16 protein-coding genes are annotated in these 14,355 nt (G+C 66.9%); 11 read left to right on the top strand and 5 right to left on the bottom strand.

What is annotated here, in order from left to right:
* Window positions 1-35: 35 nt before the first annotated feature.
* The gene (locus GGR46_RS01500; protein WP_183993896.1) at window positions 36-842 is read right to left on the bottom strand and encodes an SDR family NAD(P)-dependent oxidoreductase; all 807 of its coding nucleotides are present in this window, start codon (window positions 840-842) and stop codon (window positions 36-38) included.
* A gap of 69 nt (window positions 843-911) precedes the next feature.
* On the opposite strand from GGR46_RS01500, the gene GGR46_RS01505 reads away from it, so the two are divergent.
* Window positions 912-1,400 carry a winged helix-turn-helix transcriptional regulator gene (locus GGR46_RS01505; RefSeq protein ID WP_183993898.1) on the top strand — a complete coding sequence of 163 codons (489 nt, stop codon included), beginning with the start codon at window positions 912-914 and terminating at the stop codon, window positions 1,398-1,400.
* Window positions 1,401-1,424: 24 nt separating this feature from the next.
* Here GGR46_RS01505 and GGR46_RS01510 read toward each other — a convergent pair whose 3' ends face one another.
* Window positions 1,425-1,664: a hypothetical protein gene (locus GGR46_RS01510; protein WP_183993900.1), complete on the bottom strand. Its 240-nt coding sequence runs from the start codon at window positions 1,662-1,664 to the stop codon at window positions 1,425-1,427.
* Window positions 1,665-1,739: 75 nt separating this feature from the next.
* Entirely contained in the window at window positions 1,740-3,392 is a 1,653-nt protein-coding gene (locus GGR46_RS01515; RefSeq protein ID WP_183993902.1) for a thiamine pyrophosphate-binding protein, read from the bottom strand.
* Between the two features lie 47 nt (window positions 3,393-3,439).
* Between GGR46_RS01515 and GGR46_RS01520 the strand changes: the two genes are divergently transcribed.
* Window positions 3,440-4,201, top strand: coding sequence for a glutathione S-transferase family protein (locus GGR46_RS01520; RefSeq protein ID WP_183993904.1), 762 nt, complete (start codon window positions 3,440-3,442; stop codon window positions 4,199-4,201).
* Here GGR46_RS01520 and GGR46_RS01525 read toward each other — a convergent pair.
* Both GGR46_RS01525 and GGR46_RS01530 read right to left on the bottom strand, forming a co-directional pair.
* Window positions 4,198-4,677, bottom strand: a complete 480-nt coding sequence (locus GGR46_RS01525; RefSeq protein ID WP_183993906.1) for a hypothetical protein — start codon at window positions 4,675-4,677, stop codon at window positions 4,198-4,200. The two genes, GGR46_RS01520 and GGR46_RS01525, sit on opposite strands and share 4 nt — an antisense overlap.
* Before the next feature lie 145 nt (window positions 4,678-4,822).
* Window positions 4,823-5,338: an outer membrane protein gene (locus GGR46_RS01530; RefSeq protein WP_183993908.1), complete on the bottom strand. Its 516-nt coding sequence runs from the start codon at window positions 5,336-5,338 to the stop codon at window positions 4,823-4,825.
* A 280-nt stretch (window positions 5,339-5,618) separates the two neighbouring features.
* Between GGR46_RS01530 and GGR46_RS01535 the strand changes: the two genes are divergently transcribed.
* The 9 genes from GGR46_RS01535 to GGR46_RS01575 all read left to right on the top strand — a co-directional run bounded on the left by GGR46_RS01535 (window position 5,619) and on the right by GGR46_RS01575 (window position 14,149).
* A complete protein-coding gene (locus GGR46_RS01535) occupies window positions 5,619-6,338 on the top strand; it encodes a CoA transferase subunit A (RefSeq protein WP_183993910.1) in 720 nt (239 codons plus the stop codon).
* Window positions 6,335-7,408, top strand: coding sequence for an HAD family acid phosphatase (locus tag GGR46_RS25785; RefSeq protein ID WP_343057938.1), 1,074 nt, complete (start codon window positions 6,335-6,337; stop codon window positions 7,406-7,408). Before GGR46_RS01535 ends, GGR46_RS25785 begins: the two co-directional genes overlap by 4 nt.
* Before the next feature lies 1 nt (window position 7,409).
* Window positions 7,410-8,060 (top strand): 3-oxoacid CoA-transferase subunit B, encoded by a 651-nt coding sequence (locus tag GGR46_RS01545; RefSeq protein WP_183993912.1) that lies wholly within the window; start codon window positions 7,410-7,412, stop codon window positions 8,058-8,060.
* A 56-nt stretch (window positions 8,061-8,116) separates the two neighbouring features.
* Window positions 8,117-8,800, top strand: coding sequence for a ferritin-like domain-containing protein (locus GGR46_RS01550; RefSeq protein ID WP_183993914.1), 684 nt, complete (start codon window positions 8,117-8,119; stop codon window positions 8,798-8,800).
* A 146-nt stretch (window positions 8,801-8,946) separates the two neighbouring features.
* Window positions 8,947-9,909: an NAD-dependent epimerase/dehydratase family protein gene (locus tag GGR46_RS01555; RefSeq protein WP_183993916.1), complete on the top strand. Its 963-nt coding sequence runs from the start codon at window positions 8,947-8,949 to the stop codon at window positions 9,907-9,909.
* 62 nt (window positions 9,910-9,971) lie between these two features.
* Window positions 9,972-10,814, top strand: coding sequence for a c-type cytochrome (locus GGR46_RS01560; RefSeq protein ID WP_183993918.1), 843 nt, complete (start codon window positions 9,972-9,974; stop codon window positions 10,812-10,814).
* Window positions 10,815-10,972: 158 nt separating this feature from the next.
* Window positions 10,973-12,415, top strand: coding sequence for a 3-isopropylmalate dehydratase large subunit (gene leuC / locus GGR46_RS01565; RefSeq protein ID WP_183993921.1), 1,443 nt, complete (start codon window positions 10,973-10,975; stop codon window positions 12,413-12,415).
* Window positions 12,416-12,561: 146 nt separating this feature from the next.
* Window positions 12,562-13,191, top strand: coding sequence for a 3-isopropylmalate dehydratase small subunit (gene leuD / locus GGR46_RS01570; protein WP_183993923.1), 630 nt, complete (start codon window positions 12,562-12,564; stop codon window positions 13,189-13,191).
* Window positions 13,154-14,149 (top strand): NADPH:quinone oxidoreductase family protein, encoded by a 996-nt coding sequence (locus GGR46_RS01575; protein ID WP_183993925.1) that lies wholly within the window; start codon window positions 13,154-13,156, stop codon window positions 14,147-14,149. The genes leuD and GGR46_RS01575 overlap by 38 nt, the downstream gene beginning before the upstream one ends.
* Window positions 14,150-14,355 lie beyond the last annotated feature (206 nt).

Here is a 14,355-nt window from a genome sequence, read left to right on the forward strand (position 1 = left end):
GAGACCCCGGCTTTCGCCGGGGTGACGGTCCGGGCTTACGCCGCCACCGTCTCGCGGTAGCGCGGGGCGACGTCGCGCTTGGAGAGGTGCGGGCCCATCGCCAGGCGGGCATTGTTGTAGCTCTCGTACAGTCCCTCGTCGGCGAGCGGCGGGATCGTGACCGTCTCACCCTTGTCGAAGCCGAGCAGCGAGGCATCGACCAGGTCGTACACGTCCATCACCATCTCCGCCGGAAAGCTGTCGACATCCTTGCCCGAACGCTCCCAGATCTCGGTGCGGGTGGCACCGGGCAGCACGGCCTGGACGCGCACGCCCTTCGGCTCCAGCTGGCTGGCAAGCGAGAGCGAGACGTTGAGCACGAAGGCCTTCGACCCCGAATAGGTGCCGTCGAAAGCCTCGGGCGCCAGGGCGAGCACCGAGGCGAGGTTGATGATGCCGCCCTTGCCGCGTGCCTGGAATGCCTTGCCGGCGGCAGAAGCGAGCACGGTGGGGGCGGTGACGTTGAGGGCGATCAGCCGCTCGAGCGCCGGCGCTTCATTGTCGAGCAGCCCGCCGTTCAGCGACATGCCGGCATTGTTGACCAGCAAGGTGATCGCGGCGTCGCTGGCCAGGCGCTTCGCCACGCGATCGAGATCGTCGCCATCGGTGAGGTCGGCGCGAACCACTTCAATGGTGCGACCGGTCTCGGCGGTCAGGCGATCGGCTAGCGCCTGCATGCGCGCAGCGTCGCGGGCGACGAGGATCAGGTCGTGGCCGCGTTTCGCCAGGCGGTCCGCATAGACGGCGCCGATGCCGGTGGAAGCGCCGGTGATCAGGGCAGTGCCCAGGGTGGAATCAGTCATGGTTCGTCTCCGTTGCGGCCCGGAGATCGAGTCGCTTGCATTTTAATAGTAACTCACTATCATTATGCAATGGACGTTGACCAAGAAAATTCGCAGACCTGCTGTCCGGTCGCCCGCGGGCTGGCCAAGGTGGGGGATGCGTGGAGCATGCTGATCCTGCGCGATCTGAGCCTGGGGCTCAGCCGCTTCGAGGCACTACGCACCAGCCTGGGGATCGCGCCGAACATCCTGACCGCGCGGTTGCGCGCGCTGGTCGAGGCGGGGCTGGTGGCGAAGCGGCGCTACAGCGAACGCCCGCCGCGCGACGAATATGTGCTGACCGAAGCGGGGCACGATTTCCTGCCGGTGCTGCACGTGATCGGGGAATGGGGCCGGCGCCACAATGGCGAGGGCGGCACCAGCCGGCTGGTCGATACCGAGACGGAGATGCTGGTCGAGCCGGTGGTGATCGACCGGATCAGCGGCAAGCCGCTGGCGGGCGCGAAGCTGCGCCTGGCGCAGCCGGACGATCCGCTGGTGTCGGGAGCGCCGGCGAAGCGGTCCTGGTTGCTGGACTAATCGAGCCTGGAAGAACCCCGGCGATCAATCCGGGATGTAGAAGCTCCACAGCTCGCTCTGCAGCTTGTGCGCGGCGAAGCGCACCGGGCGCGTCTTGGGCCCGATTTCGCAGATCATGTGCGACAGGATGTCGGCTGGGACCATCGGATCGGGCAGGCGCACGGTCTCCGCGTTGATCCAGCGCCATTCTTCCAGCCAGACCCGGTGGTTCTGGATGGTCAGATTGTCTCCCTTGCGTCCGACGTGCAGATGCCGCCAGCCCATATGCCTGCCTCTTCGGTTGTCCCTGTTCCGTCATTATAGCGGGCGGGGGACCGGCAAAGCCGCGGACTGGCGGGATTATTTGCTCCGCAGGCCGGTGACGGTGAGCCCCGGGGTGATGAACTCGATATCGGTCTTGAGGTGGAGCAGGCGCAGGCCGGGCTGCTCCAGCGCACGGGCGAGGGCGGGGGCGAATTCCTCGGTCCGCTCCACCGTCTCGGCCCAGCCGCCATAGGCGCGGGCCAGGGCGGCGAAGTCGGGGTTCTTCAGTGCCGTGCCCGAGAGGCGCGCGGGATATTCACGCTCCTGGTGCATGCGGATCGTGCCATAGGTGCCGTTGTCGATCAGCAGGACGATCAGGCTCGCGTCATGCTGGACGGCGGTGGCGAGCTCCTGGCCGTTCATCATGAAATCGCCGTCGCCGGCCAGCGCGACCACGGCGCGGTCCGGGAAGCGGATCGCGGCGGCGACGGCGGCGGGCACGCCATAGCCCATCGCCCCGGCGGTGGGGGCGAGCTGCGAGGGATGGGCGGCATAGGGCCAGTAGCGGTGCCACCAGCTCGAGAAATTGCCGGCGCCGTTGCAGATGATCGTATCCGCCGGCATCGACGTCCGCATCGCCGCGACGCACTGGCCGAGATCGAGCGCCACGCCCTCGCGGGGCTTGGGGGTGGACCATTCGATCCATTCGGCGTGCGCCTGGGCTGCGTCGAAGCTGGGCAGCTCGACCTCGTCCTCGGCAGCCAGCGCGACCGCGAACTCGAAGGGGCGCGCGCAGATCGGCAGGTCGGCGAGATAGACGCGGTTGAGCTCGTTCGGGTCCGGGTGGACATGGACGAGCGTCTGGCCGGGATGCTCCGGGGTGATCAGCGTATAGCCGTCGGTGGTCGCCTCGCCGAGCCGCGCGCCGACCACGAGCAGCAGGTCGGCATCCTTGATGCGCTGGACCAGCTTGGGGTTGGGGCCATAGCCGAGATTGCCGGCCCAGACCGGCGAGCTGTTGGGGATCGCGTCCTGGCGGCGGAAGGCTCCGGCCACGGGCAGGGCGATCCGCTCGGCAAAGCGGAGGAAGTCCTCGCCGGTCTCGGCATCCCAGCCGGCGCCGCCGATGATCGCGATCGGGCGCTGCGCCGCGCCGAGCATCTCGTAGAGCTGGTCGAGGTCATAGGCGCCGGGGACCTGGAGGGGCGGGGCTAGCTCGGGGCGGTCGACCGCCTCGACCATATCGCACAGCATGTCCTCGGGCAGCGCGATCACCACCGGGCCTGGGCGGCCGGACGTGGCGACCGCGAAGGCGCGGGCGACATATTCGGGGATGCGGCGCGCGTCCTCGATCCGCGTCGCCCATTTGGCGATCGGGCCGAAAAAGGCGGGGAAATCGACTTCCTGGAAACCCTCGCGATCCCGCATGCCGCGGTCGACATCGCCGATGAACAGGATCATCGGCTGCGAATCCTGCATCGCGACGTGCACCCCGATCGAGGCGTTGGTCGCGCCCGGGCCGCGGGTGACGAAGGCGACGCCCGGCCGCTGCGTCATCGCGCCATCGGCACAGGCCATGAAGCCGACCCCGCCCTCCTGGCGGCAGGTCACCACATCGATCTGCGGCACGTCGTGCAGCGCGTCGAGCACGGCGAGGAAGCTCTCGCCCGGCACGTGGAAGATACGGTCGCAACCCTGCGCGACCAGATTGTCGACGAGGATCCTGCCCCCGGTTCGTTTCGCGGTCATGCTGCCTGTCTAGACCGGGCAGGGCAGGGAGCGTAACCCCTCGATCCATGCTGATCATTGGCAATCATGTGTCGCCCTATGCACGCAAGGTATTCGTCGCGCTCGATCACAAGGGCGTCGAATATGAGATGGATCCGATCGTGCCCTTCTACGGCACCGAGGACTTCACCCGGGTCAGCCCGCTGCGCCGCATCCCGGTGCTGATCGACGGCGACCTGGTGCTCAACGATTCGACGGTGATCGCCGAATATGTCGACGAGCGCTGGCCCGAGCCGCCATTGATGCCGAAATCGCCGGCCGACCGGGCCAAGGCCCGCTGGATGGAGGAATTCGCCGACAGCCGGCTGGGCGACCTGATCATCTGGCGGCTGTTCTACCAGCGAACCATCGTCCCCTATGTCTGGAAGCGCGAGCCCGATCATGCGCTGATCGAGCGGGTTACGACCCGCGACCTGCCGGAGGCGCTCGACTGGATCGAGGCGCGGGTGCCTGCGGACGGCTTCCTGTTCGACCATGTCTGCACCGCCGACTTCACCTATGCCTGCTTCTTCCGCAACGCCTCGCTCGCCGGGTTCGAGATCGATGCCGAGCGCTGGCCGCGCACCGCGGGCTGGCTGGAGCGGGTGCGGGCAGTGCCGGCGTTCGCGGGCACGATGCCCTATGAGCGGGCGATCTTCGGCGTGCGCTCGGCGGACCGCGCCGATGCGCTGCGTGCGGTGGGGGCCAGGGTGGCCGAGCACAGCTATGGCGGCCGCGAGCCCTGTCGTTCGATCATGCTGGACGACGGGCCGGGCGACCGGGAAAGCTAGAAGACGACGCTCTGTATCGGTTGCGGAATATGCTCGACGAAGTCCCAGCCCTTGCCGGTCTTCTCGAGCGCAATGACGTCGCGAGAGCTTTCGTCGGTCACTTCGACAAAGGCGAACGGACCGAAGAAGCTCGGCGTGGAAAGCGTGGCGCGGCGTTCGCAGTCGAGCTTCAGCGAATTGTCGATAACGCTTTCGAGGTCGAGCGCGAGCCGCACCTCCCGCGATTGCGACAGCGCGTTCGCGCGAATAAGCGCCGCGCCCTTGTCCTTGTGATCCCAGCGGACTTGACGGGCGGGATGGCCTGTCGTCTTCAGGGCGAGACAGGTCGTCACGGGCTGCGACTTTGCCACCTTCTCCAGGACCGCGCGCTCCTCCGCGGTCGCCGGCGGCAACAGGAACAGCAGGGCGCCGGCAATGCCCACCGCGGCGAGCGCCAGAAACACAAATCGGAAGCGCGGGCGCCTGCGAGAAGTCATGGCCGGAGATTGCCCGAAGCCGACAACGGGAGCAACGTCCGGCAAAATGAGGCGCCAGGGACCTGATCTCGCTCCATCTCGTTCCACAAAAAAGGGCCGCGCAGTTTCCCGCGCGGCCCCCTTGCTGTCCGGATTTGTCGGTCGCTTAGAAGCGAACGCCGACGCCCGCGACGACCTGGTCGCGGTTCAGGTCGATCTTCTCGTAGCGCGAGTAGCGATACTCGACCTTGCCGAAGAAGCGGCCGAAGTTGCGCTCGACGCCGGCACCCAGACGGTAGCCGTCGTTGTTCTGGCCGTCATTGCCGAAGCTGACGCGGGCGTTGGTGTAGCCGGCCTTGCCGTACACCAGGGTCGAACCGCCGACCACGAAACCGGCGCGGCCGCCGACGTACAGGTCACGGCCGGCTTCCACGCCACCCTGCTTGGTGGTCGCGCCGGTGATCTCGGCGTCAGCGCCGATCACGATGTTGTTGAACTGCTTGTCGTAGCCGATGGCGCCGCCATACAGGAAGCCCGAACGGCCATTACCCTCGGAGCCGACATGGTCCACACCGGCTTCTGCCTCGATGCGCGGGCCGCTGAACGGCGCGCTGTCCTGGGCGAAAGCGGGGGTTGCGGTGGCTGCCACGAGGGCGAGCGCGGACACTGCGAGAATTCGCATTATATTTCCTACCTTTGGACTTATTTACTCAGGTTCGGATGGCCATCCGGGGCTCTACGTAGGCCTCCGATTCCGCAGTGCAATATGGCAATTTAATTACAAACCTGCCGTGTTGCCATTGTGCCACACCACCGTTTTCGATCATCTTCTGTTCAGGTTCGCGGGAGAGCGGTTCCGGGTAATGCTGCGACGCGGCAAAGTTGAAAGCTGGTTCAGGTTTGCTTGACCGGAGCTTCGCTGCCGGACTATCGCCCCAGGCGAAGTCAGGAGAGAATCGCGGATGAAGAAGCTCTACCCCAACGCCGAAGCAGCGCTGGAAGGGCTGCTGTTCGACGGCATGACGATCTGCGCGGGCGGTTTCGGCCTGTGCGGCATTCCCGAGCGGCTGATCGACGCGATCCGCGATGCGGGCACCAGGGACCTCACCATCGCCTCGAACAATGCCGGCGTGGACGGCGAGGGCCTGGGCAAGCTGCTGCGCACCCGCCAGGTGAAGAAGATGATCTCGTCCTATGTCGGCGAGAACAAGGAGTTCGAGCGCCAGTATCTGTCGGGCGAGCTCGAGGTGGAATTCTGCCCCCAGGGCACGCTGGCCGAGCGCTGCCGCGCGGGCGGGGCGGGCATTCCGGGCTTCTACACGAAGACCGGGGTCGGCACGCTGGTGGCCGAGGGCAAGGAAGTGAAGGTCTTCGACGGCGAGGAGTATATCCTCGAGCGCGGCATCCGCAGCGACCTGTCGATCATCAAGGGCTGGAAGGCCGATGAGAGCGGCAACCTGATCTTCCGCAAGACCGCCCGCAACTTCAACCAGCCCATGGCGACCGCGGGCAGGATCTGCGTCGCCGAGGTGGAGGAAGTGGTGCCGGTCGGCAGCCTCGACCACGATGCGATCCACCTGCCGGGCATCTATGTGAAGCGGCTGATCGTGGGCGCGCCTTACGACAAGAAGATCGAGTTCCGGACCACCCGTCCGCGTCCTGAGGCCCTGGGGGCCGCGTGAACCGCATCCTTGCGATAACCGGGCTGGTACTGGCGTCGACGGGGCTTTCGGGCTGCATCGCCGCCGCGGTGCCGATCGCGGCCGCCGCGGGCGTGGTCAAGACCTCGCAGGACAGCAAGGCGCGCAAGAGGAGCAAGCGCCAGCAGACGGCGCCGGCCCCGCAGCCGGGCCAGGTCTACACGACCGAGGATGGCCAGAAGGTCCAGGTCACCAACCTGACGGCGCTGCCGACGCCGGGCGAGGCGGCGGTCGCGCCCGTTGCCGCGAAGCCGGTGCCGGGCAGCGTGCCGCCCGAGATGCAGTTCCTCTACGGTTCGGGCGAAGCCTCGGCGCTCAGCCTCCAGGCCTATGCGGCGCTGTGGACCTATGTGCATGGCGAGCTGCGCTTCCGCCGCGACAAGAGCCAGATCACGTCGGTGGTGATGACGCGCGATTCGACGCTGACCTCGCCCAAGTTCGGCACGTGCGGCAAGCGCCCGATGGCGGTGGTGTTCGACGTGGACGAGACCGTACTGCTCAACCTCGGCTTCGAGAGCGACGCGGCGCGGCGCGGCCCGGGCTATGACCAGGGTCGCTGGACGCGCTGGGAGGAGACCGGTGCGGACAAGGTGGAGGCGGTGCCCGGCGCCGCCGAGACGATCGCGGCGCTGCGCAGCGACGGCATCACCGTGATCTTCAACACCAATCGCTCGGCCAGCACGGCCCCGTTCACGATCGAGGCGCTCAACAGGGCCGGACTGGGTCCGGTGACGCTGGGCGACACGTTGATCCTGCGCGACGACAATGCGCCGAGCGGCAAGGACGAGCGGCGCTGGCAGATCGCCGAGCGCTACTGCATCGTCGCGATGGGCGGCGACCAGCTGGGTGATTTCAGCGACCTGTTCAATGCCAAGGACCTGTCGACCCCCGCGCGGCGCAACACCACCAGCAACACGCTGATCGCGCCGCTGTGGGGGCATGGCTGGTTCATCCTGCCCAACCCGGTCTACGGCTCCGGCCTGAAGGGCGGGATGGACGAGGTGTTCCCCAAGGACAAGCAATGGGCCGATCCGGCCGAGGAGAAGAAGTAAGATGGCCTGGACCCGTGACGAGATGGCGGCGCGCGCCGCGAAGGAGCTGCAGGACGGCTTCTACGTCAATCTGGGCATCGGCATCCCGACGCTGGTGGCGAACCATATCCCGGAAGGGGTAGAGGTCACGCTCCAGTCGGAGAACGGCATGCTCGGCATCGGCCCGTTCCCCTATGACGACGAAGTCGATCCCGATCTGATCAATGCCGGCAAGCAGACGATCAGCGAGCTGCCCCAGTCGGTCTATTTCGGCTCGGAGCAGAGCTTCGCGATGATCCGCGGCGGGCATATCGACCTGACCGTGCTCGGCGCGATGGAGATCAGCGAGACCGGCGACATCGCCAACTGGATGATCCCCGGCAAGATGATCAAGGGCATGGGCGGCGCCATGGACCTGGTCGCCGGCGTCAAGAAGATCATCGTGGTGATGGAGCACAATTCGAAGGACGGGGCGCCCAAGTTCGTGCCGGCCTGCGACCTGCCGCTCACCGGCAAGAACGTGGTCGACATGATCATCACCGATCTCGCCGTGTTCCAGCGGCCCGACCACAATTCGCCCTTCCGGCTGGTCGAGCTGGCCCCGGGCGTGAGCGAGGCAGAGGTCGCCGAGAAGACCACGGCGAACTATGAAGTGGCGCTCGCCACCGCCTGACAAGGTGGACGCGATTTAATTGGCGGCGGAGCGTGCAAAGGCGTAGGCCTAACGTCATGTTAGCCCGGTTCCGCCGCCGTTATCTCGACCTGCTGGGCTCGATCTATATTTATAACGAGCATCGCGGGTACACGAGCATCGACCGGGTGCTCGAAGCGGTGAAGGCGCGCGCCCCGGACGACCATGCGCTGATCGCCGCGATCGAGAAGCATCGCGCCGATGAGCGCAAGCACTATGTCATGTTCAAGCGCTGGTTCGAGCTGCAGGGCAAGATGCCGCTGATGGTCGACCGGACCTGCGGCCATATCGACCGGTTCGTCGAGATCATGTTCCGCCACACCATCGACGAGCTCGATACCCAGCGGATCATCGCCGAGGACGACCAGTTCGAGAAGCTATGCCGCGTGATCTCGCTCACCGAGCAGCGCGGGCACAAGCAGGTCGAGGTCCTGCTCCGCCACCCGCTGGTGACCGGCGACAAGGTGCTGATGAAGATCTTCCGGATCATCGAGAAGGACGAGCCGAGCCACTGGGCGCCCTATGACGGCTGGCTGAAGGCGAACGGCAAGCGCGATCCCAAATGGTGGGAGCGGGGGATCGACAGCTTCATCCACTCCGAGCTGCTGTTCCTGAAGCTGCCGGTGCTGTTCCTGAACTTCCGGGTGAAGCGCCGCACCGAATGGCAGGATGCGCACGAACCGGCGGAGATCAAGGCTTCGCCGGTGCCGGTGCTTCAATAACCCCATAACCGTCATCCCGGCGAAAGCCGGGATCTCGTGCGGCTCTTTCCCGCGCCTTCGCCTGAGATCCCGGCTTTCGCCGGGATGACGGTGGTAGGGCGGACGATTGTTGAGGCTGCGCGGCGCCTCAGGCATATCCGCTCCCCATGCGCATCCTCCTGACAGGCTCCTCCGGTTGGCTCGGCCGCTTCCTGGCGCCGCTGCTGCGCGCCAATGGCCACAGCGTCACCGGCCTCGACGTGGCGCCGGGTGCGGACACCGACGTCATCGGTTCGGTGGCGGACAGGGCGCTGGTCGATCGTGTCTTCGCCGAGCGCGGGATCGAGGCGGTGATCCACGGCGGCGCCCTGCACAAGCCGGACATCGCGCGCTATCCGGCCCAGGCGTTCATCGACGTCAACGTCACCGGCACGCTCAACCTGCTCGAGGCGGCGGCGAAGGCGGGGCACGACCGGTTCGTCTTCACCTCCACCACCTCGCTGATGATCAGCCAGGCGATCCGCGACGAGGCGGGCGACGCGGCGGTATGGCTCGACGAGGCGTCCGGCCCGCTCGAGCCGCGCAACATCTACGGCGTCACCAAGCTCGCCGCCGAGCAGCTCTGCCGGCTCGCCTGGCTGAACGACGGGCTCAACTGCGTGGTGCTGCGCACAAGCCGTTTCTTCCCCGAGGAGGACGACACGCATCGCGCGCTTTCGGGCGAGAACATGAAGGCGAACGAGCTGCTCCACCGCCGGCTGACGGCCGGGGATGCGGCCCGCGCGCACCTGTTGGCGCTTGAAAAGGCACCGGAAATCGGCTTTGACGCCTTCATAGTATCGGCGCCGACGCCGTTTGCGCGTAGCGAGTGTGCGGAACTAAAGCGTGATGCTCCCGCAGTAATCGCGCGCCATTTTCCCGATGCACTCGAGTTATACCATGCAAAGGGATGGGAATTCCCCAGGAGCATCGGTCGCGTATACGACGCCGGCCGCGCCGAGCGGAGACTTGGCTTTCGGTGTGAGACCGGGTTCGCTGAAGTCTTGGATGCGCTGCGCGCGGGGAGGCCACTGCCTTTCGCGCATGATCCTGCTTACATCTCGCCCAAGGAAGACGCGGCCCCGGCATGACTTGCCCAAAGCTGCGAAGTGTATTAGTGGCGTAATACACTACTGGCTTGGGAAGTTTTCAGATGCGTTGGATCGTTCGCGGACTGGCCGTGCTGGCCGGCCTTGTCGTGCTGTTGCTCGCGGTCGTCTATGGCGGCTCGGAGTGGATCATCCGCACGGGGCACAAGACGCCCGATATCGCCGTCACCGTGCCGAAGGACGCCGCCTCGGTGGCCGAGGGCGGTCGCCTGGCGAACATCGTGATGTGCCGCGACTGCCATGCCGGCAATGGGGAGGGGAAGGTGCTCTTCTCCGTGCCGCTGGTCGGCACGGTGGCGCCGCCGCCGCTCGCCGAGATGGCCGCGAGGATGAGCGACGCGGAACTGGCCCGAGTCATCCGCTACGGCGTGAAGCCCGATGGCACCTCCACCTTCATCATGCCCAGCCATTCGCTCGGCCGCATCGCCGATGACGACCTGGGCAGGATCATCGCCTGGATCCGCAGCCTCAAGCCCGGCCCGCAGGACAGCAAGGTGAAGACAGGCTTCGGGCCGATGGGCCGTTTCCTGCTGCTCACCGGCGCGCTGCCGCCGATGGCGACCGAGAACAACCTCTCGGTGGCGAAGCGCCCCGGCGATATCGGCCGCTATTATGTCGGCGTTGCCTGCCAGGCCTGCCACAAGCTGCACGAGGACAGCGTGATGGAGGACGGCAAGACCAAAGTGCCGGCGCTGGCGCCGGTCGCCGCGTCCTACGATCCCGCCGCCTTCCGCAAGCTGATGCGCACCGGCGAGGGGATGAGCGGGCGCGACCTGGGGCTGATGGGTGTGGTCGCCCGGGTCGGCTTCACCGCCTTCACCGACGACGAGATCGCCGCGGTCCAGGCGTATCTGAAGGGCGAGGCCGCGAAGGCGCCGGCGAAATAGGCGGTGACGCGGTGGGCGATGTGGAGATCGCCGCGCTCCCTTCCTATCTACCCAGCGAGGCCGTCAGGCTCGGCCGCGGACCCGGAGAATAGTTCAACTATGCGATGGAAAATTCCACGAACGCTTGCCTGCGCGCAAGAATCGACTAAAGCGCCCGCATGACCGTTCAACCGCGCACTCTGTACGAGAAGATCTGGGCCGACCATGTGGTCGAGCGCCGGGACGATGGAACCTGCCTGATCTATATCGACCGCCACCTCGTCCATGAGGTGACCAGCCCCCAGGCCTTTGCCGGCCTGCGTGCGGCGGGGCGGCCGGTGCGCCGTACCGACCTTACCCTTGCGGTGCCCGATCACAACCTGCCGACCACCGCGCGCGTCGATGCCGCCGGGCACGAGCTGCCGATCGCCGACGCGGCGAGCGCCGGCCAGCTTTCGGCACTGCGCGCGAACGTCGCCGAGTTCGGCGTGCCCTATATCGACGCGCTCGATGCGCGGCAGGGCATCGTCCATGTCGTTGGCCCGGAGCAGGGCTTCACCCTGCCCGGTACCACGCTGGTCTGCGGTGACAGCCATACCTCGGCGCATGGCGCGCTGGGCGCGCTTGCCTTCGGGATCGGCACCAGCGAAGTCGAGCACGTCCTCGCGACCCAGACGCTGCTCCTCAAGCAGAGCAAGACGCTGGAGATCCGCGTCGACGGTACGCTCGGTTTCGGGGTGAGCCCCAAGGACGTGGTGCTGGCGATCATCGGCAGGATCGGCGCGGCCGGCGGCACCGGTTACGTCATCGAGTTCACCGGCGAGGTGATCCGCGCCATGTCGATCGAGGGACGGCTGACCGTCTCGAACATGTCGATCGAGGGCGGCGCCCGCTCGGGCCTGATCGCGCCCGACCAGACGACCTTCGACTATATCCAGGGCCGGCCGATGGCGCCCAGGGGCGAGGCATGGGAGCGTGCGGTCGCCTATTGGAAGACGCTGCCGACCGATCCCGGCGCGCGCTACGACAAGTCGATCGTGCTGGAGGCCAGTGACATCGCGCCGTCGCTCACCTGGGGCACCAGCCCCGAGGACGTGGTGCCGATCACCGGCAGCGTGCCCGATCCCGAGAGCTTCGAGGATCCGGCCAAGCGCGTCGCCGCGCAGAAGTCGCTCGATTATATGGGCCTGACGCCCGGCATGCGGATGGAGGACGTCGCCATCGAGCATGTCTTCATCGGCTCGTGCACCAACAGCCGGATCGAGGACCTGCGCGCCGCCGCGGCGGTGGTGAAGGGCCATCATGTCGCCGATCGGATCCGTCAGGCGCTGATCGTGCCGGGCTCCGGACTGGTCAAGCGCCAGGCCGAGGCCGAGGGGCTCGACCGCATCTTCACCGAGGCGGGCTTCGAGTGGCGCGAGCCGGGCTGCTCGATGTGTCTCGCCATGAACCCCGACAAGGTCCCCGCCGGGGAACGTTGTGCTTCCACCTCGAATCGAAATTTCGTAGGGAGGCAGGGTCCGGGCGCGCGGACGCACCTGTTGTCGCCGGCCATGGCGGCGGCGGCGGCGATCCGGGGGCGCCTCACCGATGTCAGGGAGCTGATGTCGGCGGATGCGTGAGGGGATGAAGTATGAAGCGGGCGCTGGTGGCACTGATTGCGAGCACGGTGCTTTGTGGGCTGGCGGCGGGATACGCCGCAACCGGCAAGGGCATGGAAGCGAAGGCGGAGACTGCAGCCGCCCGCTGATCCGGGAGGTTGTGTAAAGTGGAAGCCGTTCGCAAGGTCGAGGGGCGCGCCTATCCGTGGGGCGCCAAGAATATCGACACCGACATCATCATTCCCGCGCACTGGCTGAAGACCACGACGCGCGAGGGGCTGGGCAAGGGCGCGTTCGAAAGCGTGCGCGCGCAGCCGGGCAACGTCTTCGACGACGAACGCTATGCCGGTTCGCCCGTGCTCGTCGCCGGCGACAATTTCGGCTGCGGCTCCAGCCGCGAGCATGCCGCCTGGGCACTCGCCGACCTGGGCATCAAGGCGGTGATCGCGCCGAGCTTCTCGGACATCTTCTCGGGCAACGCCTTCAAGAACGGCATCGTGCCGGTGGTGCTGCCCCAGGACGCCGTGGACCGGCTGGTCGAAGTGGCCAGGACCGACGAGATCACCGTCGATCTCGAGACGATGACCGTCACCACGCCCTTCCAGGACCGTTTCCCCTTCGAACTCGACGCCTTCCGCCGCCAGTGCCTGATGGAAGGGCTGGACGAGATCGGCATGACGCTGGCACAAGATACCGCGATTTCGAAATTCGAATCCGGGATGGCGCAAAGCCGCCCGTGGATCGCGGTGGAGACGGCGAATGAAGGCACTGCTCTCGAAGCAACCGGGCGGACCTGACACTCTAATTCTGGAAGAGGTCGCCGATCCGGCGGCCGGCAAGGGGCAGGTGGTCGTCGCGGTGAAGGCCTGCGCGATCAACTATCCCGACTTCCTGATCATCGAGGACAAATACCAGTTCAAGCCGCCGCGCCCCTTCGCGCCGGGCGGCGAGATCGCGGGCGTGATCGAGAGCGTGGGCGAGGGCGTCACCGGCTGGGAAGTCGGCGACCGGGTGATCGCGGTGACCGGCCATGGCGGGCTGGTCGAGAAGATCGCGATCGAAGCCTTCCGCCTGTTCAAATTGCCCGAAGGCCGCAGCTTCGAGGAAGGCGCGGCGCTGCTGCTCACCTATGCCACGACGATCCACGCGCTGCTCGATCGCGGGCATCTGCGCGAGGGGCAGAATCTGCTCGTGCTGGGTGCGGCCGGCGGCGTCGGCCTCGCGGCGGTCGAGCTCGGCAAGGCGTTCGGCGCGCGGGTGATCGCGGCGGTCTCCTCGGAAGAGAAGGCGGCGGCGGCCAAAGCGGCAGGTGCGGACGAAGCGCTGGTCTATGGCCGGGCGCCGTTCGACAAGGACCAGTCCAGGGCGCTGGCCGAACAGTTCAAGGCGGCGCTGGGGCCACAGGGCGCCGACGTGATCTACGATCCTGTCGGCGGCGACTATGCCGAGCCGGCGCTGCGCGCGATCGGCTGGGAGGGGCGCTATCTGGTGGTCGGCTTCCCGGCGGGCATCCCGAAGCTGCCGCTCAACCTGACTTTGCTCAAGAGCTGCGACGTCTGCGGCGTGTTCTGGGGCGCCTTCGCGGCGCGCGATCCCAAGGGTAACCAGGCGCATGTCGAGCATCTCTTCCGCCTCTGGGCCGAGGGCAGGATCGCGCCGAAGGTGACCGAGACGTTTGCATTGGCCGATGGTGGCCAGGCGATCGCGAAGATGGCTGCGCGCCAGGTGATCGGGAAGGTCGTGGTGACGGTCTAGAAATTCCTCCCTCGCGCAGCGGGGGAAGGGGACCATTTGCGCAGCAAATGGTGGAGGGGGCCTCTCCACAGGCCACCCGGCGTGCGGTCATCCCCCCTCCACCACGCGCTGCGCGCGCGGTCCCCCTCCCCCGGAGCTGCGCTCCGAGGGAGGAATTGGTGCGCTTGCCCTATGCCCGTCGCCCCCCTATCTCGGCTCCGAACGCC

Origin of the sequence: Sphingomonas kyeonggiensis (assembly GCF_014196745.1) — a bacterium.
Lineage (GTDB): Bacteria > Pseudomonadota > Alphaproteobacteria > Sphingomonadales > Sphingomonadaceae > Sphingomonas > Sphingomonas kyeonggiensis.